Genomic DNA, 19,509 nt, shown 5'->3' on the forward strand with positions numbered 1-19,509 from the left:
TGCGCCACCGGCCTGTCAATTTCGCAGTGGTTTGCAGTGTCCGTATGACACGAATGCAAACCACTGTTTTTTGCTTTAAGGAGACTCCCCCATGATGGTCTTGTACTCGGGCACGACTTGCCCGTATTCCCACCGCTGCCGCTTCGTGTTGTTCGAAAAGGGCATGGACTTCGAGATCCGGGATGTCGACCTCTACAACAAGCCTGAAGACATCAGCGTGATGAACCCGTACGGCCAGGTGCCCATCCTGGTCGAGCGCGACCTCATCCTGTACGAGTCCAACATCATCAATGAGTACATTGACGAACGTTTTCCCCATCCACAGCTGATGCCTGGTGATCCGGTTGACCGGGCTCGCGTGCGCTTGTTCTTGCTCAACTTCGAAAAAGAACTGTTCACGCACGTGTCCATGCTCGAGTCGCGCGTGACCAAGGGCAACGAGAAGGCGCTTGAAAAAGCCCGCGCACACATTCGCGACCGCCTCACGCAGCTGGCGCCCGTTTTCCTGAAGAACAAGTTCATGCTGGGCGACAACTTCTCCATGCTCGACGTGGCGATTGCCCCTCTGCTGTGGCGCCTGGACTTTTACGGCATTGAACTCAGCAAGAACGCGGCACCTTTGCTCAAGTATGCCGAGCGGATTTTCTCGCGTCCGGCCTACATTGAGGCGTTGACGCCCTCCGAGAAAGTGATGCGCAAGTGATGGATGCCCCGGCCTGTCTGGCCGGGCTTGCCTGATCCCCAGCGACTGTCCATGAGTCCTGTCGACGCCGATATTCCTTCCACCCGGCCCTACCTGATCCGTGCTTTGCACGAGTGGTGTTCGGACAACGGGTTTTCTCCCTACATTGCCGTGCAGGTGGACGCGTCCGTGCAGGTGCCGATGGAGTTCGTGAAAAACGGCGAAATCGTGCTCAATGTGGGCATCGACGCCACCAGTGCACTGCGACTGGGCAACGATTTCATCGAGTTCAAAGCGCGGTTTGGCGGGGTGGCGCGTGAAATCGTGGTGCCCATCAGCCATGTCATTGCGATCTATGCACGCGAGAATGGTCAGGGCATGGCATTTCCCGCTCCTGCTCCCGCGATGTTGTCTGCCCTGAAGCCTCAGGATGAAGCGTCCGGCGGGCCGCAGCCGCTCACAGACCCTGTGTCACGCAGCCCGTTGCGGTCTGTGACCAGCGAAGACGCCGAGACGGAGGGTGATGACCTGCCACCAGAGCCTCCCAACGACGGCCCGGGCCGAGCGCCCGGTCGGCCCCAACTCAAACGCGTCAAGTAAACTCGCGTCCACCGTGTTTTTCGGGCCGCTTTAGCTCAGTTGGTAGAGCAATCGCCTTGTAAGCGATAGGTCGTCTGTTCGAGTCAGACAAGCGGCACCAAACCCCTCTGTACTCCCTCGCTCGCGAGCGAGCGCTGTCAGTTCATCGCCCCGGCATTTGGACTTTGATCCTGATTGCGTTAACCTGCGCACCGCCGGCGGTCAAGGTCTGCTGAATGGCTGGCAAGAGCTGTCGCAGCTTGGTGGACGCGGCGGCGCTGCCCACCAACAAACACCACTCCTGGTCCTGAAGCGGGCCTGCCACCACGTGCTGTCGCATGGCCGCCGGTATGAGATGGCGGATCTGGTCCATGCACCCCTGGGATTCGCGAATGCGTTCCTGCAGCAAGGCCAGGGACGGCGCAGCCCCCACAGCCTGAGCCAGGCTGTACAGCGTGCGGGGACGTGAATCGGTGGCCATGTGAATTGAACGGGAACAGCAACCGCTGTTCACCGCACAGAAAGGTTGAAGAGTGCACATCATTATCACGGACGCCTGGCTGGCCCGAAGCAGGGCGATGCACCTCAGTGGCTTCAAGCTGATCGGTGTGGGCTTGCTCGCATCGATGCTGCTGATGCTTGCATCGATCGCCACCTACCACTGGTTCTTTCTCGAAGGGGTGCGCCAAGGGTGGCCGGGGTTCGCATCGGTTGCGCGCTTGGTTCACCAAAGCGATGCGGACTCCAAGGACGCTTACATGCGTGCCAATCTGGATGCCATGGCCCGAAAGCTTGGGGAAATGCAGGCGCGCATGGTGCAGATCGACTCACTCGGTGAGCGCGTGGCCGGACTCGCTGGTCTCAACCCGGCCGAGTTCAAGAACGCACCCGGTTCGGGCGGATCGTTGGTGGCGAGCCGCGACATCAGCATGCAGGAATTGATGCAGGCGCTCGAGTCGGTCGAAGTGTCCAGTGGCTCTCGCGTCGATTGGCTCACGGTGGTGGAGTCTCGGCTGTTCGATCAGAAGATCCAGCAGACCTTGATACCCACCGAAAAACCGGTCGACGGTGTTCAAGTCGGCTCCGCCTTCGGGTTTCGCATCGACCCGATCACGGGCCGGTCGGCCTTGCACACCGGGCTGGATTTCCCCGCTGATGTCGGCACACCGATCCTGGCCGCCGCGGGGGGTGTGGTCGTGGTGCAGGAGTACCACCCGGCTTATGGAAACATGATCGAGGTTGATCATGGGAACGATCTGATCACCCGCTACGCCCATGCTTCGGCCACCTTCGTCAAAAAGGGCGACATCGTCAAGCGTGGGCAAAAGATCGCCAGCGTGGGGTCGACCGGGCGCTCCACGGGCCCGCATTTGCATTTTGAGGTCTGGGTGGCCGGGGTGCCGCAAGATCCCCAGCGCTTCCTGGCGGCTGGCGAAAAAATTGCAGCGGCCAAGTCCTCCACCCTGGGCCCTCGCAAGCCCTGAACTGGGGTGGTCCCCGGCAGTTAAAATCGCCACTTTGCTCTTGAAAGCGCTGCGTTTGCCGGCAACTCGCTGGCACACAGTGCACGCCCTCCAGGTTCGCAAGAGCCCTCCTCATTTCCTTTGCCTGCCCGGCGCCTTCAGGGTGTCTGGTGCAAGCCCGCATGTATGGCCACAAACTTCCTCACCAAACTCTTTGGTAGCCGCAACGACCGATTGCTCAAGACCTACCGCAAAACGGTGGAGCGCATCAACGGCCTGGAGGCGCAGTTTGAGAAACTCAGCGATGACGAACTCCGTGGAAAAACGGAATCGTTCAAGCAACGCATCGCGCAGGGCGAGAGCCTGGAATCCGTGTTGCCCGAAGCCTTCGCAGTGGTTCGCGAAGGCAGCAAGCGCATCATGAAAATGCGCCATTTCGACGTGCAGCTGGTGGGTGGCCTCGCGCTCCACCACGGCAAGGTGGCCGAGATGCGCACGGGTGAGGGGAAAACCCTGACCGCCACGCTGCCGGTGTACCTGAACGCTCTTACCGGCAAGGGCGTGCATGTGGTCACGGTCAACGACTACCTGGCCAGCCGCGACGCGCAGTGGATGGGGCGCCTGTACAACTTTCTCGGTCTCTCGGTCGGCATCAACCTGCCGCAGGCGCCCCGCGACGAGAAGCAGGCGGCTTACCGCTCCGACATCACCTACGGCACCAACAACGAATACGGCTTCGACTATTTGCGTGACAACATGGTCTATGAAGCCGCAGACCGCGTGCAGCGCGGCCTGAACTTCGCCATTGTCGATGAGGTGGATTCGATCCTGATCGACGAGGCCCGCACGCCGCTGATCATCAGCGGCCAGGCCGAAGACCAGACCCAGACCTACATGGCGATTAAGCAGCTGGTGCCGCACCTGGTGCGCCAGGAAGGCGAAGCCGATGTGCGCACAGGCGAGGGCGTGATCAAGCCGGGCGACTTCACCGTGGACGAGAAGGCGCACGCCATCCACATGACCGAACAGGGTCATGAGCATGCCGAGCAGTTGCTCAGCCAGGCGGGCCTGTTGCCCGAAGGCGCGTCGCTCTACGACCCGGCTAACATTGCGCTGCTGCACAACCTGGTCACCTCGCTCAAGGCACACCACCTCTACCACCGTGACCAGCACTACGTGAACCAGAACGGCGAGATCGTGATCGTCGACGAATTCACCGGTCGATTGATGACGGGTCGGCGCTGGAGCGACGGCCTGCACCAGGCGGTCGAAGCCAAGGAAGGTGTGGCGATCCAGCCCGAGAACCAGACACTGGCGTCCATCACGTTCCAGAATTACTTCCGCCTCTACGGCAAGCTCTCGGGCATGACCGGCACGGCCGACACCGAGGCGTATGAATTTCAGGAGATCTACAGCCTGGAGACGGTGGTGATTCCGCCGAACCGCGTGAGCAAGCGTGTTGACCAGCTCGATCGCGTCTACAAGACCACGAAAGAGAAGTACGTCGCGGCCATTCAGGACATTCGCGAATGCCACGAGCGCGGTCAGCCGGTGCTGGTGGGCACGTCGTCCATCGAGAACTCGGAGATCATCGCCGAGCTGCTGGTCAAGGAAGGCCTGCCCCACGAGGTGCTGAACGCCAAGCAGCATGCGCGCGAGGCCGACATCATCATCCAGGCGGGCCGTCCGGGCGGCATCACCATCGCCACCAACATGGCCGGTCGCGGCACCGACATCGTGCTCGGTGGCAACCTGGAGAAGATGGTCGATGCGGTGCAGAACGACGAGACGCTGGACGATGCCACCAAGGCCGCGCGCATCGAATCGCTGCGCCAGAACTGGCAGGCCGACCACGACAAGGTCAAGGCCCTGGGTGGCCTGCGCATCATCGCCACCGAGCGCCATGAGTCGCGTCGCATCGACAACCAGCTGCGTGGCCGCTCCGGTCGTCAGGGAGACCCGGGTTCGTCGCGTTTCTATTTGAGCCTGGACGATTCGCTGATGCGCATCTTTGCGGGCGACCGCGTGCGAGCGATCATGGACCGCCTCAAAATGCCCGAGGGCGAGGCCATCGAGGCTGGCATTGTCACGCGCAGCATCGAGAGCGCGCAGCGCAAGGTCGAGGCGCGCAACTTCGACATCCGCAAACAGCTGCTGGAATACGACGACGTGTCCAACGACCAGCGCAAAGTGATCTATCAGCAGCGCAACGACATCCTCGATGCCGAGTCCTTGCGCGCGCAGATCGATTCGCTGCGCGATGGTTGTTTTGCCGACCTGGTGCACCAGTACGTCCCCGAAGGCAGTGTGGAGGAGCAGTGGGACCTGCCCACGCTGGAGCGCGTGCTGCGCGAAGAGTGGGCCGTCGATGTGCCGGTGACGACCTGGGTGTCGGACGCCGAGTCGATCGACGCGGAAGAAGTTGCCGAGCGCGTGGTGGCCGCGGCCAGGACGGCGTTCGAGGCCAAGGTTCAGATCGTGGGCGAGGAGAACTTCACCCAGTTCGAGCGCGTGGTGTTGCTGCAGACCATCGACGGGCAGTGGCGCGAGCACCTGTCCGCGCTGGACTACCTGCGTCAGGGCATCCACTTGCGCGGCTATGCGCAGAAGCAGCCCAAGCAGGAGTACAAGCGCGAGGCTTTCGTGTTGTTTGGCCAGCTGCTGGACACGGTGAAGAACGATGTGACGCGCGTGTTGATGAACGTGCGCGTGCAGTCTGCCGAACAGATGGCGCAAGCGGCTGAACAGCTGGAAGAGCGCGCCGAGCAGATCGCCAACGTGACCTACACCGCCCCCACCGAGACCGGTGAAGCGGAAACGGTGGGCGCGTCCGGGGCAGCACCGCGTCCCGCCGGCGATGTGCCGCGCGTGGGACGCAACGATCCTTGCCCTTGTGGCAGCGGCAAGAAATACAAGCAGTGCCACGGCAAGCTGGACTGACGCGTCCGGGCCCGGGGGCCCGCGCGTTCCGCTGACCGGCTCAACCCTGAACCCACGGAGTCTCCATGCCCGTTCAACTCGACACGCCCTCGGCCAACGACCTGCTCCCCATCGCGGGTGTGCGCATCGGGGTCGCAGAAGCCGGCATCCGCAAGGCCCACCGCAAAGACCTCACGGTCTTCTTGTTGGATGAAGGCTGTGCGGTCGGTGCGGTGTTCACCCAGAACCGCTACGCCGCGGCGCCGGTGCAGGTCTGCCGTGAACACCTGGCCGCAGGGCAGGGCGTGCGCGCGTTGGTGATCAACACCGGCAACGCCAACGCTGGCACTGGTGAGCCGGGTCTCGCGAATGCCCGCCAGACCTGCACGGCGCTGGCCCTGTCCTTGGGTGTGCGCCACGAGCAGGTGTTGCCGTTCTCCACCGGCGTGATCATGGAGCCGCTGCCGCTCGATCGCCTGCTTGCCGGTTTGCCAGCCGCCCTCACCGACGCGGCGCAACCGCAAAACGACAGCGGCGCACAGTGGCTGATGGCGGCCCAGGGCATCATGACCACCGACACCCTGCCCAAGGCCCGCAGCCAGCGCATGGTGATCGATGGTCACGCCGTGCACGCCACCGGCATTGCCAAAGGCGCCGGGATGATCCGCCCGAACATGGCCACCATGTTGGGCTTCCTGGCCACCGACGCTGCCGTGGCGCCCGCGCTCATGAATGAGTTGGCGCGTCGCCTGGCCGATGCGTCGTTCAACCGGGTCACGGTGGACGGCGACACCAGCACCAACGACTCGTTTGTGGTGGTGGCCACGGGTCAAGCGGGCCATGCCCCCATCACGGACCTGAACAGCCCGGCGGGCGTGGCCTTGCTGGACGGCTTGACGCAAGTGGCGCGCTTCCTCGCGCATGCCATCGTGCGCGATGGCGAGGGCGCCACCAAGTTCATCACCGTTCAAGTTGAGGGTGGTCGAACCGCGGCGGAATGTCTGCTGGCGGCGTATGCCGTTGCGCATTCGCCCCTGGTCAAGACGGCCTTCTTCGCCAGCGATCCCAACCTCGGTCGCATCCTGGCCGCCGTGGGCTACGCCGGCATCCACGATCTCGACGTGAGCGGCATCGAGCTTCACCTGGGCGATGTGCACGTGGTTACCCACGGCGGTCGCCACCCCGACTACCGCGAAGAGGATGGTCAGCGTGTGATGAAACAGGCCGAGATCCTGGTGCGCATCGGCCTGGGCCGCGGTGCGGCCACCGAGACGGTGTGGACCTGCGATTTCAGCCACGACTACGTGACCATCAACGCCGACTACCGTTCTTGAACAACCCGCCATGAACGAACACTTCGAACGCCTGTTGGCGCGCGCCGAGCAGTTGATGGCCCGCATCGAATCGGTGCTGCCCCAACCCATGCAGGCACCCGATTGGGCGGCCGCCGTGGCGTGGCGTTACCGCAAACGCTCCAGCGGCCATGGTGCACTGGAGCCGGTGCGCCATGTGGGCGCCATGCGCCTGAGCGATCTGCAGGAGATCGACGGGCAGAAAGAAAAGATCCAGCGCAACACGCAGCAGTTCGTGCAGGGCCGGCCGGCCAACAACGTGCTGCTCACCGGTGCGCGCGGCACCGGCAAGTCGTCGTTGATCCGCGCCTGCCTCAACGAATACGCGCCGCAGGGTCTTCGCCTGATCGAGGTCGACAAGGCGGATCTCGTGGATTTGCCGGACATCGTCGATGTGGTGTCCGAACGGCCCGAGCGCTTCATCGTGTTCTGCGACGACCTGAGCTTCGAGGACGGTGAACCGGGCTACAAGGCGCTCAAATCGATTCTCGATGGTTCGGTGTCGGCGGCCAGTCCCAACGTGCTCATCTACGCCACGAGCAACCGTCGCCACCTGCTGCCCGAGTACATGAAGGAAAACCTCACCTACACGCACACCGCCGAAGGCGAGGTGCATCCGGGTGAGGTGGTCGAAGAAAAGATCTCGCTGTCGGAGCGCTTTGGTCTGTGGGTGAGCTTCTATCCGTTCAGCCAGGACGAATACCTCACCATCGTGGCTCAGTGGCTCTCGTCGTTCGGCGTGACCGCCAGCGACATCGAAGCCGCGCGTCCTCAGGCGCTGGTGTGGGCGTTGGAGCGCGGTTCGCGCAGCGGACGCGTGGCCTACCAGTTCGCCCGTGACTACGCCGGCACGCACGCGTCAAAAGCATGAGATCGCCGGTTCTCGTCGTGGACGCCGACCCCGGCGTTGAACGACCGGTTGACCGACCCGTGGTTGACGTGGCGGTGGGCTTGTTGATGGCGCCCGATGGTCGCTTTCTGCTCACCTCGCGCCCGGTGGGCAAGGTGTATGCCGGCTACTGGGAGTTTCCCGGTGGCAAGCTGGAAGCCGGCGAGTCGGTGGAGCAGGCCCTGCGCCGCGAACTGCAGGAAGAGATCGGCGTGACCATTGGATCGGCCCACACGTGGCGCGACAGCCTGGTGGACTATCCCCACGCGCTGGTGCGCCTGCACTTTTGCAAGGTGTTCAACTGGACGGGTGAACTCCAGATGCACGAGGGCCAGCAGTTCAGCTGGGAGGCCTTGCCAGCACGCTGCGCACCGATCTTGCCGGGCACCGTGCCCGTGCTGGAATGGCTCGCGCAGGAGCGCGCCCAGGCGTCGGTCTGAGCCGGAGCTTCCGGGGTCAGGAGACCCCGAAGTCCGGATCGTTCTGGCTGTCCTGCTCGGGCAGTTTGAAGCTCTCGGTGGCCCAGGCGCCGAAGTCCATGTTCTTGCAGCGCTCGCAGCAGAATGGCCGAAAAGCGTTGCTCGGCGCGTAGATGCTCGGGCCGCCGCACCCGGGGCATCGCACCGTTTTCAAAGGACTGGTGTGGGCGTTGGAAGGCATGAACGAGCTCGTCGAGACTCACGCGCAGAGGGTCAACTCAAACGCCGTGTCGTCTTGCGCCGGGTGCAGGCGGTCGTCGTCGCCCAGACGCATCATGCGCACCGACAACATCAGGCGGTTGCCGCTGATTTCCGGAATCAGACCCGAGCTCGGGTCGATGCGCAGGCGCAGCAGCTGAAAAGTACGGCCCTGGGGCAATGTCTGCTGAAACTGGCCACCGGGCGCCACCACTTTTTGTGGCGATCCCGAGTCGCGCAGCATCTTGAGCAGCAGCACAACGGATTCCGCCAGCGGCGCCAGCGGCACCGACCACCGCTGCAGGTCGGCCTGCCGAACCTCTGCGCTGTGGTGTTGCCAGTGGTAATACGCCGGGAGGTCGAATTCGCACGTGCCGGCGGGGATGCCGATGCGACTTCGGATGCTCATCAACCAGTCGTTTTCGGTCAGCGACTGACCTGTCTTGCCGGCCAGCCCGCTGAGCTGTGAAAAGCAATCTTCCAGTTGACCAATGGCCTCGTTGAGCGCCTGCTCCGAGATCATGGGGTTGCCCCGGTAGGAAATGAGTTGCTGCTTGTGCCGTTCGATGTCCTTGAGCACATCGGATTTCATGTCGGCCCTCGACGCCACTTCGATAATTTCGAAGATCGTTTGGATGGCGAAGTGATGGTCCAGCGGGTGCTGACGTGGCACCAGTTCGACCATGCGCCGGAACAGTTGTTCAAGTCGCAGGTAGGTGCGGATGCGTTCGTTGAAGGGGTATTCGTACAGGATCACAGCGGCTTGGGTGCGCAGGGCGGTGCGGCGGGTGGGGGTTCATCATAGCCCGAACCGATTCGCCAACGCCCGAGCCAGATGTTGCAGGTTGTCGATGCTGTCCGTGTCGTTGAACACCACCAGGTCTGCGCAAGCCAACCGTTTTTCCCGCGTGCTTTGAATGCGCATGGCCGCCTCGATGGTCGGCAGGTCCCATCCACTGCGCTGCACCACCCGGCGGACTTGCGTGGCGGGCAGGCAGTCCACCACCAGCACGCGGTCCAGCTGCGGCCGCCAGCGCGGCGACTCGACCAACAGCGGGATGTCAAAGACCACCAGCCTGGATGTGGCCAGCGTGGTTTGCCGACGAATTTCGTCGCCCACCAGCGGATGGACGATCTGTTCCAGAAGCGTGCGTGCATCGGGTTGGGCAAACACGTGCTCGCGCATGCGCTGTCTGTCCAGTGAGCCGTCCCGGGCGATGAACTCGCTGCCAAAGGTTTCGGCAATGCCGCGGATGGCCGAACCGCCGATGTCGGTGCAGGCTCGCGAAATCGCATCCGCATCGATCAGATCCGCGCCCAGACCTTGAAGCAGGCGAGCCAGTGTGCTCTTCCCGCTGCCAATGCCGCCCGTGAGCCCCACTTTCAGGATGCGCTGGGTCTCAGAGGGCACGTTCACAGACCGATGACGGCCAAGATCGCCGATGGCCCAAAGATCATGGCGGTCAGTCCCGCCAGTGCGAGGAAGGGACCAAACGGCACGTAGCCCCCTTCGCGCAGTTCACCCTTGAGTTTGATGCCGATGCCGATCACGGCACCGATCACCGAGGCCATGAGGATCACGGGGATCAGGGCTTGCCAACCAAACCAGGCGCCAAAGGCCGCGAAAAGTTTGAAGTCTCCGTATCCCATGCCCTCTTTGCCCGTGACCAGCTTGAAAGCCCAATACACGAGCCACAGCGAGAGGTAGCCACCCACAGCGCCCCACAAAGCGTCCGGCAGCGCCGTGTCGGTCAACCGGAGGCCCGCCGAGCACAAACCGGCCCACAGCAAAGGCAGGGTGATGTCGTCGGGCAGCAACGTGGTGTCCCAATCAATGCAAGCCAGCGCAAGCACCGCCGCTGAAAATCCGCACCATGCGATGGCCTCCCAGCCCAGTCCCCACGACCAGCCACACCAGGCGAACAGGGCGCCCGCGATCAACTCCACCGTCGGATACCGCATGCTGATGGGTGTGGCGCACTGGCTGCACTTTCCGCGCAACGCGATGTAGCTGAGCACGGGCACGTTTTCAAACCAGCGGATTTGATGCCCGCACTGAGGGCAGCGCGACCTGGGCACCATCAGGTTGAAAGGCTCGACCACCGCAACGGGCCGCAGCAGCTCCTCTTTTCCTGCATGGAGATCTGCGCACTCGGCGGCCCAGTGCTGCTCCATCATCTTGGGCAGCCGGTGAATCACCACATTGAGAAAGCTGCCCACCAGCAGGCCCAAAAGACCCAGCAGCGCCGCGTCTGCCGCGCTCGCACCCAGCATCAAACCACCTGACCCAGCTTGAAGATCGGGAGGTACATCGAGACCACGATGCCCCCGATGACGGTGCCCAGCACCACGATGATGATGGGCTCCATCAAGCTGGAGATGCCTGCAACCATATCGTCCACCTCAGCCTCATAGAAGTCGGCTGCCTTGCCCAGCATGTGGTCGATCGAGCCGGACTCTTCGCCGATCGCGCACATCTGGAGCACCATGGAAGGAAAGATGTTGGCGTTGGTCATGGCGTTGGTCAGACTGGTACCGGTCGACACTTCCTGCTGAATGCGCTCGGTGGCAATAGAGAAAACCGAATTGCCGGCGGCACCCCCCACCGAATCCAGGGCCTCCACCAAAGGCACACCAGCGGCGAACATGGTGGAGAGCGTTCGTGTCCAGCGGGCGATCACGGATTTTTCAATCAGCACACCGAAGATCGGCAGCTTCAGCAGCACGCGGTCCATGAACCTCTGCACCTTCTCGTTGCGGCGCCAAGCCTGCATGAAAAAGTAGAAACCGCCGCCCAGTCCACCAAAGATCAACCACCAGTACTCGGTGAAGAACTCGCTCATGGCAATGACGAACAGGGTCGGGGCGGGGAGGTCTGCGCCGAACGAGGAAAACACTTCCTTGAACGAAGGAATCACGAAAATCATGATCACGGCGACCACGACGAACGCCACGATCACCACCGCGATCGGGTACATCAGCGCCGACTTGATTTTCGACTTGAGGGCCTCGGTTTTTTCCATGTAGACCGCCAGGCGATCCAGCAGCTCTTCAAGAATACCGGCCGCTTCACCCGCTTCCACCAGGTTGCAGTACAGACTGTCGAAGTAGAGCGGGTTTTTGCGAAAGGCAGCACTCAGCGATGTACCGGTCTCGACATCGGAGCGGATGTCGTTGAGCAGTTTGGTCACGCTGGGGTTGGGGTTGCCGCGCCCGACGATGTCGAACGCCTGCAGCAGGGGCACACCGGCTTTCATCATGGTGGCCAGCTGGCGCGTGAAGATGGCGATGTCCTTGGGCTTGATGCGCTTGCCCGAACTCATCCGGCGCTTCTTGACCTTGCCCGGGATGATGCCCTGACGGCGCAACGCTGCCAGCACCTGGTTCTCTCCAGCCGCACGCGTTTCACCGCGCACCGTTTTGCCGTTGCGGTCCTTGCCTTCCCACTCGAAAACAACTTCTTTGATGCTCTTGGATGCAGCGGTTGCCATGGTGTCCCCTCAGGCCTATGTCCGACTCAACGTCACTCGTTGGTGACGCTGAGCACCTCTTCCAGCGACGTCATGCCCAGTTTCACCTTGAGCAGCCCTGACTCGCGCAGCGTGCGCACGCCTTCCTTGCCGGCTTGCTGTGCGATGTCCAGCGCACTGCCGCCACGAAGGATGATGCGTTGAATTTCTTCCGAAATCGGCATCACCTGGTAGATACCGACCCGGCCCTTGTAGCCGTTGTTGCAAGCTGAGCATCCCACCGGTCGGAAGGGTGTCCAGGTGCCGTCCAGGTCATCCGCCTTGAAGCCGGCGTCGACCAAAGCCTTGCGGGGCACATCCAGTGGCGCCTTGCAGACGCCACACAGGCGCCGCGCCAGGCGCTGCGCGGTGATCAGGATCACGCTGGAAGCGATGTTGAACGTGGGAATGCCCATGTTCATCATCCGCGTCAGGGTGGTCGGCGCATCGTTGGTGTGCAGCGTGGACAGCACCATGTGACCGGTTTGCGCCGCCTTGATGGAGATGTCCGCAGTTTCCAGATCACGGATCTCGCCGACCATGATCACATCAGGATCCTGACGCAAGAAGGCCTTCAAGGCCGCGGCAAAAGTGAGTCCGGCCTTTTCGTTCACGTTGACCTGATTCACCCCGGGCAGGTTGATCTCGGAAGGGTCTTCCGCTGTCGAGATGTTGATGCCCGGCTTGTTCAGAATGTTCAGGCACGTGTAGAGCGAGACGGTCTTGCCCGAACCGGTGGGTCCTGTCACCAGCACCATGCCGTAGGGTCGACCAATGGCCGCCATCAAGCGTTCTTTTTCTTCGGGCTCGTAACCCAGCGCATCAATGCCCACCTTGGCGCTGCTCGGGTCAAGGATACGGATCACGATTTTTTCGCCAAAGAGCGTGGGCAACGTGCTCACCCGGAAATCGATGACGCGGTCGGGACCGATTTTCAGCTTCATCCGGCCATCTTGTGGCACCCGCTTCTCGGAAATGTCCATGCGGGAGATCACCTTGATGCGCGAAGCCAGCTTGTCCTTGATGGCAATGGGCGGGGACGCAATCTCGCGCAATTCGCCGTCGACCCGGAAGCGAACCCGGTAATTGTGCTCGTAAGGCTCAAAGTGCAGGTCGGACGCGCGCATGTTGAAGGCGTCGATCAGCATCTTGTGCAGAAACTTGACCACCGGTGCGTCATCGACCTCGGAGGCTTTGTCGTTCGTATCCGTGACCACCGTTTCGGTCGCCATTTCGTCGAACTCGAAATCTCCGCCGATGATGTTGTCCATCGACTCGGAGACACTGGTGGTTTGTGACTCCACCAGTTTGCTGAGCTTGTCGTATTCCGCGATGACCCAGTCCACGCCCATCTGGGTCGCGAACTTGATTTTTTCTGCAGCCTGCTGATCCGCGGGGTCGGCAGTTGCCACCATCAGGCGGTTGTTGCGCTTGCTGAGGACAACGATTCGGTAGTCGGCGCAGATCTTGGCATCGAGCAGGCCGCTGGGCAGACGCTGCACGTCGATGGCATCGAGGTCCAGCAGCGGAGCAGAAAAGGCGACCGACATCGTGTGCGCCAGGTCCGAAGCCGACACAGCGCCCGAACCGGTGAGCTCGGCGATGAAACTGGAGCGCCCGCTTTGGGCCTTGCGGTACAGGTCTTCAGCGGCCTTCTGGCCGAGCTTGCCCGCCGACACCAATGCCCGCCCGAGGCCGGGCAAAGCCATGGATGGGGATTCTTGAGTGACTGATTCGACGGACGCCATAAGCCCGTAATCTAGCGTAAATCAACGACTTGGCCGTCAATATTGAGGCAAGTTGTGTTGAATATCCGTATTCGCACGGATCCGCGTTGTATCGGCGTTGCGCCACCCACGCCGGTCCCTTGAAAAGGCCCGTTTATCGGTGCCAGTTGGGGATTGAGGGAATTGTTGAATCTGGTCGGGGTGAGAGGATTCGAACCTCCGGCCTCTACGTCCCGAACGTAGCGCTCTACCTGGCTAAGCTACACCCCGATCGACCCGATGGGTCGTGAATCATTCCGTTGCGCGGGCCATCAAACATCACGAACGTCGGTCCAGCAACCCGGCCGCCAATTGTAGCAACGCAGCGCTGTAGGCGTTCTTGGGAAGCTGACCCGCAGCGTCGATGGCCCGTTGCGCTTCGGCATCTGCGCTGGCTCTGGCGGCCCGAAGTGCGCCTGTGTCGAGAATGATGGAGCGAATGTCATCCAGGTGGGCCACGTCCCCCTGTTCGATGGCTTGGCGGATCAGACGCTTCTGGGCTTCGGATCCGGTGCGCAAAGCGCAAATGATGGGCAAGGTCACTTTGCCTTCCCTGAGGTCATCGCCCAGGTTTTTCCCGAGCTCTTCAGCGCTGCCTTCGTAGTCCAACACGTCATCGATCACCTGAAACGCCGTCCCCAGCGCTTGTCCGTAACTGGCGCACAAGAGCTCCGTCGGGCCGTCGGCCTTGGCCAGAATCGCTGCCAGCCGTGCGCTGGCTTCGAACAATTTCGCGGTCTTGGACCGAATCACCCGCAGATACGCCGCTTCGTCAATCGAGGCATCGTGCATGTTCATCAGCTGCAGGACCTCGCCCTCCGCGATGACGTTGGTCGCGTCGGAAAGCACCTGCATGACCCGCATGTCGCTCACGTCAACCATCATCTGGAAAGCGCGGGAATAGAGGAAATCGCCCACCAGAACGCTTGCGGCGTTGCCAAACCGTTCGTTGGCGGTCTCGCGTCCGCGCCGAAGGGTGGATTCGTCCACCACATCGTCGTGAAGGAGCGTCGCGGTGTGGATGAACTCCACCACCGCCGCCAGCGTGTGCCGATGCGGACTTTGACTGCCGATGGCGCCGCTCAACATCAACAGCAAGGCTGGACGCAAGCGCTTGCCCCCGGCCGAGATGATGTATTGCGCCACCTCCCTGACCAGGGGCACTTCGGTGGTCAACCGTTCGTGGATCACCTCATCGACGCGGGCCATGTCCGGTTGGACCAGTTCGAGCGGATTGCCAGGTTTGGAAGTGGGAGTCGTCAAGGTTCGGGCCGGGTAGGGGGGTGATGGGAGGATGCCGGGCCGTGTGGATTATAGAAACGAGCCGATGCCCCACGGGGCATCGAGGCGGGCCAGAGACGGCCGGGCGTGTCGGAAACGTGCCCTTGCCGCTGGCGCGTGAGCATGCTAAACTCGCGGGCTCAGCGGAATTGGGTCCGCTGGATTTCCATTCGTGGAATTTTTACAAGAGGTTCATATGTACGCGGTCATAAAAACCGGTGGCAAACAGTATCGTGTTGCTGCTGGCGAAAAAATTAAAGTAGAACAGATTGCTGCGGATGTGGGCCAAGAGATCGTGTTTGACCAGGTTCTGGCTGTCGGCAACGGCACCGAAATCAAGATCGGCACTCCCTTGGTTTCCGGCGCAACAGTAACGGTCACGGTGTTGGCCCATGGCAGACACGACAAAGTGCACATCTTCAAGATGCGCCGGCGCAAGCACTACCAGAAGCGCCAGGGTCACCGTCAAAATTTCACCGAACTGCAGATCTCTTCGATCGCAGGCTGAGGAGTAGGTCAACATGGCACAGAAAAAAGGCGGCGGCTCAACGCGAAACGGGCGCGATTCCAAGCCCAAGATGCTCGGCGTGAAAGCGTTTGGTGGCGAACTGGTCAGCGCAGGCTCGATCATCGTGCGCCAGCGTGGCACCAAGTTCCACCCTGGCCTCAACGTCGGTTTGGGCAAGGACCACACGATTTTTGCCACCGTCGACGGCCACGTGTCGTTCGCGGTGAAGGGCGAACTCAATCGCCAGACCGTCAGCATCACACCCGTTTGACCGGGCCGTTCAGACGCCACCGGATCGCAAAGTTTCGGGGGCGTTTGCGCAGTGCTGACGTGTAAATGCAGAAGGCCCGCCCCAGCGGGCTTTTTGTTTTGGATTTTTAGTGGGGACGCGTCCCTGGAAAGCATGTCATGAAATTTGTGGATGAAGCCACCATCGATGTCGCTGCGGGCGATGGCGGCAACGGCTGCGCATCTTTCCGGCATGAGAAGTACAAGGAGTTCGGCGGTCCAGACGGTGGCGATGGCGGGCGCGGCGGGCATGTGTACGCCGTGGCAGACGCCAGCCTGAACACGCTGGTCGACTTCCGTTTCACGCGCCGCTTTGAAGCCGCGCGCGGCGAACACGGCAAAGGCTCGGACATGTTCGGCGTCAAGGGCGACGACATCATTCTCAAGATGCCGGTCGGTACCATCATTGCCGACGCCGAAACCGGCGAAACCCTGCACGAGTTGCTGCAGCCGGGCGAGCAGGTCACCATCGCCAAAGGCGGCGATGGTGGCTTCGGCAACATGCACTACAAGAGCTCCACCAACCGGGCACCTCGCCAGAAGACGCCGGGCTGGGCTGGCGAGAAACGCACCTTGAAGCTGGAGCTCAAGGTGCTGGCCGATGTGGGTTTGCTCGGGATGCCGAATGCGGGGAAATCCACACTGATTTCAGCCATCTCCAACGCCCGTCCGAAGATTGCCGACTACCCGTTTACCACGCTGCATCCGAATCTGGGTGTGGTCAGGGTTGCGCCGGAGAAGAGCTTCGTCGTCGCCGATGTGCCGGGTTTGATCGAAGGTGCGTCCGAAGGAGCCGGACTCGGTCATCAGTTTTTGCGTCATCTGCAGCGCACCCGGTTGCTGCTGCACATGGTGGATGTCGCGCCGTTTGATGAAGGTGTGGATCCTGTGGTGCAGGCCAAGGCCATCATTGCCGAGCTCAAGAAGTACGACCAGAAACTGTATGAGAAGCCGCGCTGGCTGGTGCTCAACAAGCTCGACATGGTGCCGCTTGACGAGCGTGAGGCCAAGGTCAAGGACATCGTGAAACGCCTCAAGTACAAGGGGCCGGTGTTCGAGATCTCCGCCCTTACACGCGAAGGCTGTGAGTTCCTCGTCCAGAAAGTTTACGAACACATCGCCAAGGTGCACCAGGCCACGTTGGCGCCGGTGGACATCGATCCGCGATTTGGTGCGCCCTCGCCGAACTGAAGCTTTTCACATGTCGAACATGCTCCTCGCAGACAACTCGGCCTTGATGCCATTGCGCGTCAATGGTCCCTTGAAGGCCGCGCGCCGCATCGTGGTCAAGGTTGGGTCGTCGCTGGTGACCAATGAGGGTCGAGGTCTCGACGAGGAAGCGATTGGCCAGTGGAGCCAGCAGTTGGCGGCATTGGTCCAGGAGGGGAGAGAGCTGATCATGGTGAGCAGCGGCGCCGTCGCCGAGGGTATGAAGCGCCTGGGCTGGTCGGTGCGGCCCAAGGAGATCAACGAGCTGCAAGCGGCCGCTGCCGTGGGCCAAATGGGCTTGGTGCAGATGTACGAGTCCAAGTTGCGGGAATGTGGCGTGGGCAGTGCGCAGGTGCTGCTCACGCACGCCGATCTGGCCGACCGAGAGCGGTACCTGAACGCGCGCTCGACCTTGCTCACGTTGCTTCAACTGGGCGTGGTGCCCGTGATCAACGAGAACGACACCGTTGTCAACGACGAGATCAAGTTTGGCGACAACGATACGCTGGGCGCCCTGGTGGCCAATTTGGTCGAGGCCGATGTGCTGGTCATCCTCACAGACCAAAAAGGTCTGTACACAGCCGATCCGCGACGCGATCCTTCGGCGCAGTTTGTGCACGAGGCACAAGCCGGCGATCCGCAGCTGGAAGCCATGGCGGGAGGCGCCGGGAGCGGCATCGGCAAGGGCGGCATGATCACCAAAATCCTCGCGGCCAAGCGTGCCGCCGGGTCAGGTGCGTCGACTGTGATTGCATGGGGCCGTGAGCCCGAGGTGCTGATCCGGCTGTGCCAAGGTGAAGCCATCGGCACCTGTCTGGTGGCCAACACGCCCAAGAACCAGGCACGCAAACGCTGGATGTCCGACCACCTGCAGTTGCGTGGCGCGGTGCTGGTCGACGACGGCGCCGTGGGCAAGATCGTGGGTGAGGGCAAAAGCCTGCTGCCGATCGGTATGACCGGCGTTGATGGCGATTTTTCCCGTGGCGATGTGATTGCCGTGCGCGACGGCCGCGGGCTGGAAGTGGCGCGTGGACTCGCGAACTACGCCAGTTCCGAGGCGCGCTTGTTGTGTCGCAAATCGTCAGCCGATTTCGAACGTTTGCTCGGCTACGCGGCCGAACCCGAGATGATTCACCGCGACAACATGGTGCTGGCACGCAGCTGAACCACGCGTCGCGCCAGGACGGCTCAGCGGTATCGGTCGGCAACGCCTGTTTTCAAAGCGCTCAATATCTTCTGGGGCGACCCCATGACCGCCTTGCCATCGCAAACGCCTTGGCGTGCCAGCATCATCGCCGGGCGGGTGGGGCCGCGAAAAGACAGTTCCTGCCACTCGGCTTTCGAGCTGGCGTTCCAGTTGCCTTTGTCGCTCAGTCGCGCATAGGTTTTTGTTTCAGCGGTCGCGCAACGGATGCCTTGGAACAAGACGTTGAGTGCTCCACTGGCACTGCGCGCCACCATGACAAAACGAACCACACCGTCCTCGCCGACGGTCAAACTGCCGGGGTCGATGCCATAGCTCAACGCCGAGTCTCGCATCACGTCAAAGGGCTGCAGTGACTCTGTCTTGAATGCCGCAGGCGGTGTCACCGCAGATTCCATCCACACCGGCTCCTCCTGGGAAGACGTCTGTGCATGGAGTGCGTTGGCCGTCGCAAAAAGTGCGGCCATGGCGAGCACCAAGGTCAAAGGCTGCGAGCGGCGTCGAGAAGGAAGGATCATTTGAATGGGTTGTTCACGGAACGACCCTCGTTCTGTGGGTCGGGGTCAAAGCTGGCGCCTGGGGGCAGTTCCAGTCCCATGGGGGCGCACAACGGGGAGACGGCATCGTCCCCTTCATCGTGGCGCTGGCGAAGACCACCTCGCAAGAAGCGGTTGCGGTGGTCTTGTCTGGGCAGGTAGCGCGACAGCTCGGTGAGCGCCATTTCATAAACGCCACGTTTGAATTCGACCACCACATCCAGCGGCACCCAGTAGTCGTGCCAGCGCCATGCATCGAATTCGGGATGGCTGGTGGCGCGCAGGTTCAGGTTCCAGTCCTGCGCCACCAGGCGCAGCAGGTACCAGATCTGTTTCTGGCCTTTGTAATGGCCGCGAGCATCCCGGCGGATGAAGCGGTCCGGCACTTCGTAGCGCAACCAGTCCCGTGTGCGGGCAACGATGCTGACGTGTTCGGGCATGAGGCCCACCTCTTCGTGCAGCTCACGGTACATCGCCTGCTCAGGTGTCTCGCCTCTGTCGATGCCACCTTGCGGAAACTGCCAGGAGTGGGAACGGATGCGTTTGCCCCAGAACACCTGGTTTCGCTGGTTGAGCAGAATGATGCCGACATTGGGCCTGAAGCCTTCTCTGTCAAGCATAATCAACCCCAAATTTTTAAACTGTGT

Annotated in this window: 21 protein-coding genes and 2 tRNA genes; 12 read left to right on the plus strand and 11 right to left on the minus strand. The window is 61.9% G+C overall.

Going from position 1 to position 19,509, the window contains the following annotated elements; all coding sequences use genetic code 11:
- Positions 1-91: 91 nt before the first annotated feature.
- From Q1W68_RS02085 to Q1W68_RS02095, 3 genes are all read left to right on the plus strand, one after another.
- Positions 92-703, plus strand: a complete 612-nt coding sequence (locus Q1W68_RS02085; RefSeq protein WP_300649653.1) for a glutathione S-transferase N-terminal domain-containing protein — start codon at positions 92-94, stop codon at positions 701-703.
- 51 nt (positions 704-754) lie between these two features.
- Positions 755-1,282, plus strand: a complete 528-nt coding sequence (locus Q1W68_RS02090; RefSeq protein ID WP_300649655.1) for a ClpXP protease specificity-enhancing factor — start codon at positions 755-757, stop codon at positions 1,280-1,282.
- 24 nt (positions 1,283-1,306) lie between these two features.
- Positions 1,307-1,382, plus strand: a tRNA-Thr gene (locus Q1W68_RS02095).
- 42 nt (positions 1,383-1,424) lie between these two features.
- Here Q1W68_RS02095 and Q1W68_RS02100 read toward each other — a convergent pair.
- The gene (locus Q1W68_RS02100; RefSeq protein WP_300649657.1) at positions 1,425-1,742 is read right to left on the minus strand and encodes a hypothetical protein; all 318 of its coding nucleotides are present in this window, start codon (positions 1,740-1,742) and stop codon (positions 1,425-1,427) included.
- Positions 1,743-1,794: 52 nt separating this feature from the next.
- Here Q1W68_RS02100 and Q1W68_RS02105 point away from each other — a divergent pair, with 52 nt between their 5' ends.
- The 5 genes from Q1W68_RS02105 to Q1W68_RS02125 all read left to right on the plus strand — a co-directional run bounded on the left by Q1W68_RS02105 (position 1,795) and on the right by Q1W68_RS02125 (position 8,324).
- Positions 1,795-2,745: a M23 family metallopeptidase gene (locus tag Q1W68_RS02105; protein WP_300658699.1), complete on the plus strand. Its 951-nt coding sequence runs from the start codon at positions 1,795-1,797 to the stop codon at positions 2,743-2,745.
- Positions 2,746-2,910: 165 nt separating this feature from the next.
- Entirely contained in the window at positions 2,911-5,664 is a 2,754-nt protein-coding gene (gene secA, locus Q1W68_RS02110) for a preprotein translocase subunit SecA (protein ID WP_300658696.1), read from the plus strand.
- A gap of 65 nt (positions 5,665-5,729) precedes the next feature.
- Entirely contained in the window at positions 5,730-6,977 is a 1,248-nt protein-coding gene (gene argJ, locus Q1W68_RS02115; protein WP_300649662.1) for a bifunctional glutamate N-acetyltransferase/amino-acid acetyltransferase ArgJ, read from the plus strand.
- A gap of 10 nt (positions 6,978-6,987) precedes the next feature.
- Entirely contained in the window at positions 6,988-7,866 is an 879-nt protein-coding gene (locus Q1W68_RS02120) for an ATP-binding protein (protein ID WP_300649664.1), read from the plus strand.
- A complete protein-coding gene (locus Q1W68_RS02125; RefSeq protein WP_300649666.1) occupies positions 7,863-8,324 on the plus strand; it encodes an NUDIX domain-containing protein in 462 nt (153 codons plus the stop codon). Before Q1W68_RS02120 ends, Q1W68_RS02125 begins: the two co-directional genes overlap by 4 nt.
- Positions 8,325-8,340: 16 nt before the next feature.
- Here Q1W68_RS02125 and Q1W68_RS02130 read toward each other — a convergent pair whose 3' ends face one another.
- The 8 genes from Q1W68_RS02130 to Q1W68_RS02165 all read right to left on the minus strand — a co-directional run bounded on the left by Q1W68_RS02130 (position 8,341) and on the right by Q1W68_RS02165 (position 15,045).
- On the minus strand, positions 8,341-8,544 hold the full coding sequence (locus Q1W68_RS02130; RefSeq protein ID WP_300649668.1) for a DNA gyrase inhibitor YacG: 204 nt from the start codon (positions 8,542-8,544) through the stop codon (positions 8,341-8,343).
- 18 nt (positions 8,545-8,562) lie between these two features.
- Complete coding sequence (zapD, locus tag Q1W68_RS02135; protein WP_300649670.1) at positions 8,563-9,318, minus strand: cell division protein ZapD; 756 nt, start codon at positions 9,316-9,318, stop codon at positions 8,563-8,565.
- Between the two features lie 42 nt (positions 9,319-9,360).
- Positions 9,361-9,972 (minus strand): dephospho-CoA kinase, encoded by a 612-nt coding sequence (gene coaE / locus Q1W68_RS02140; RefSeq protein ID WP_300649693.1) that lies wholly within the window; start codon positions 9,970-9,972, stop codon positions 9,361-9,363.
- A gap of 2 nt (positions 9,973-9,974) precedes the next feature.
- A complete protein-coding gene (locus tag Q1W68_RS02145; protein WP_300649671.1) occupies positions 9,975-10,835 on the minus strand; it encodes an A24 family peptidase in 861 nt (286 codons plus the stop codon).
- On the minus strand, positions 10,835-12,052 hold the full coding sequence (locus tag Q1W68_RS02150) for a type II secretion system F family protein (protein WP_300649673.1): 1,218 nt from the start codon (positions 12,050-12,052) through the stop codon (positions 10,835-10,837). Before Q1W68_RS02150 ends, Q1W68_RS02145 begins: the two co-directional genes overlap by 1 nt.
- A gap of 32 nt (positions 12,053-12,084) precedes the next feature.
- Positions 12,085-13,818 carry a type IV-A pilus assembly ATPase PilB gene (pilB, locus tag Q1W68_RS02155; protein ID WP_300658694.1) on the minus strand — a complete coding sequence of 578 codons (1,734 nt, stop codon included), beginning with the start codon at positions 13,816-13,818 and terminating at the stop codon, positions 12,085-12,087.
- 172 nt (positions 13,819-13,990) lie between these two features.
- Positions 13,991-14,067: transfer RNA gene (locus tag Q1W68_RS02160), tRNA-Pro, on the minus strand.
- 48 nt (positions 14,068-14,115) lie between these two features.
- Complete coding sequence (locus tag Q1W68_RS02165) at positions 14,116-15,045, minus strand: polyprenyl synthetase family protein (protein ID WP_300649676.1); 930 nt, start codon at positions 15,043-15,045, stop codon at positions 14,116-14,118.
- A gap of 268 nt (positions 15,046-15,313) precedes the next feature.
- Here Q1W68_RS02165 and rplU point away from each other — a divergent pair, with 268 nt between their 5' ends.
- The 4 genes from rplU (at position 15,314) to proB (ending at position 18,287) form a co-directional block, all read left to right on the plus strand.
- Positions 15,314-15,625: a 50S ribosomal protein L21 gene (gene rplU, locus Q1W68_RS02170; RefSeq protein ID WP_069047504.1), complete on the plus strand. Its 312-nt coding sequence runs from the start codon at positions 15,314-15,316 to the stop codon at positions 15,623-15,625.
- 13 nt (positions 15,626-15,638) lie between these two features.
- Positions 15,639-15,896, plus strand: a complete 258-nt coding sequence (rpmA, locus tag Q1W68_RS02175) for a 50S ribosomal protein L27 (protein WP_056273119.1) — start codon at positions 15,639-15,641, stop codon at positions 15,894-15,896.
- A gap of 137 nt (positions 15,897-16,033) precedes the next feature.
- On the plus strand, positions 16,034-17,104 hold the full coding sequence (gene cgtA, locus Q1W68_RS02180) for an Obg family GTPase CgtA (protein WP_300649677.1): 1,071 nt from the start codon (positions 16,034-16,036) through the stop codon (positions 17,102-17,104).
- Positions 17,105-17,150: 46 nt separating this feature from the next.
- On the plus strand, positions 17,151-18,287 hold the full coding sequence (gene proB / locus Q1W68_RS02185; protein ID WP_300649695.1) for a glutamate 5-kinase: 1,137 nt from the start codon (positions 17,151-17,153) through the stop codon (positions 18,285-18,287).
- Positions 18,288-18,310: 23 nt separating this feature from the next.
- On the opposite strand, the gene Q1W68_RS02190 is transcribed toward proB, so the two are convergent.
- Positions 18,311-18,793 carry a CNP1-like family protein gene (locus Q1W68_RS02190; protein WP_300658692.1) on the minus strand — a complete coding sequence of 161 codons (483 nt, stop codon included), beginning with the start codon at positions 18,791-18,793 and terminating at the stop codon, positions 18,311-18,313.
- Between the two features lie 47 nt (positions 18,794-18,840).
- A complete protein-coding gene (locus tag Q1W68_RS02195) occupies positions 18,841-19,482 on the minus strand; it encodes an RNA pyrophosphohydrolase (RefSeq protein WP_300649681.1) in 642 nt (213 codons plus the stop codon).
- Positions 19,483-19,509: the final 27 nt, after the last annotated feature.

The organism is Hydrogenophaga sp., assembly GCF_030158645.1.
Lineage (GTDB): Bacteria > Pseudomonadota > Gammaproteobacteria > Burkholderiales > Burkholderiaceae_C > Hydrogenophaga.

What these genes read in the sequence shown, in the direction of transcription:
- secA (WP_300658696.1), top strand. Translation starts at nt 2,911, where the DNA reads ATGGCCACAAACTTCCTCACCAAACTCTTTGGTAGCCGCAACGACCGA.
- Q1W68_RS02120 (WP_300649664.1), top strand. Translation starts at nt 6,988, where the DNA reads ATGAACGAACACTTCGAACGCCTGTTGGCGCGCGCCGAGCAGTTGATG.
- Q1W68_RS02195 (WP_300649681.1), bottom strand. Translation starts at nt 19,482, where the DNA reads ATGCTTGACAGAGAAGGCTTCAGGCCCAATGTCGGCATCATTCTGCTC.
- rplU (WP_069047504.1), top strand. Translation starts at nt 15,314, where the DNA reads ATGTACGCGGTCATAAAAACCGGTGGCAAACAGTATCGTGTTGCTGCT.
- proB (WP_300649695.1), top strand. Translation starts at nt 17,151, where the DNA reads ATGCCATTGCGCGTCAATGGTCCCTTGAAGGCCGCGCGCCGCATCGTG.
- Q1W68_RS02085 (WP_300649653.1), top strand. Translation starts at nt 92, where the DNA reads ATGATGGTCTTGTACTCGGGCACGACTTGCCCGTATTCCCACCGCTGC.
- Q1W68_RS02150 (WP_300649673.1), bottom strand. Translation starts at nt 12,052, where the DNA reads ATGGCAACCGCTGCATCCAAGAGCATCAAAGAAGTTGTTTTCGAGTGG.
- Q1W68_RS02130 (WP_300649668.1), bottom strand. Translation starts at nt 8,544, where the DNA reads ATGCCTTCCAACGCCCACACCAGTCCTTTGAAAACGGTGCGATGCCCC.
- Q1W68_RS02100 (WP_300649657.1), bottom strand. Translation starts at nt 1,742, where the DNA reads ATGGCCACCGATTCACGTCCCCGCACGCTGTACAGCCTGGCTCAGGCT.
- cgtA (WP_300649677.1), top strand. Translation starts at nt 16,034, where the DNA reads ATGAAATTTGTGGATGAAGCCACCATCGATGTCGCTGCGGGCGATGGC.
- Q1W68_RS02145 (WP_300649671.1), bottom strand. Translation starts at nt 10,835, where the DNA reads ATGCTGGGTGCGAGCGCGGCAGACGCGGCGCTGCTGGGTCTTTTGGGC.
- Q1W68_RS02190 (WP_300658692.1), bottom strand. Translation starts at nt 18,793, where the DNA reads ATGGCCGCACTTTTTGCGACGGCCAACGCACTCCATGCACAGACGTCT.
- Q1W68_RS02125 (WP_300649666.1), top strand. Translation starts at nt 7,863, where the DNA reads ATGAGATCGCCGGTTCTCGTCGTGGACGCCGACCCCGGCGTTGAACGA.
- pilB (WP_300658694.1), bottom strand. Translation starts at nt 13,818, where the DNA reads ATGGCGTCCGTCGAATCAGTCACTCAAGAATCCCCATCCATGGCTTTG.
- Q1W68_RS02090 (WP_300649655.1), top strand. Translation starts at nt 755, where the DNA reads ATGAGTCCTGTCGACGCCGATATTCCTTCCACCCGGCCCTACCTGATC.
- rpmA (WP_056273119.1), top strand. Translation starts at nt 15,639, where the DNA reads ATGGCACAGAAAAAAGGCGGCGGCTCAACGCGAAACGGGCGCGATTCC.
- Q1W68_RS02165 (WP_300649676.1), bottom strand. Translation starts at nt 15,045, where the DNA reads ATGGCCCGCGTCGATGAGGTGATCCACGAACGGTTGACCACCGAAGTG.
- argJ (WP_300649662.1), top strand. Translation starts at nt 5,730, where the DNA reads ATGCCCGTTCAACTCGACACGCCCTCGGCCAACGACCTGCTCCCCATC.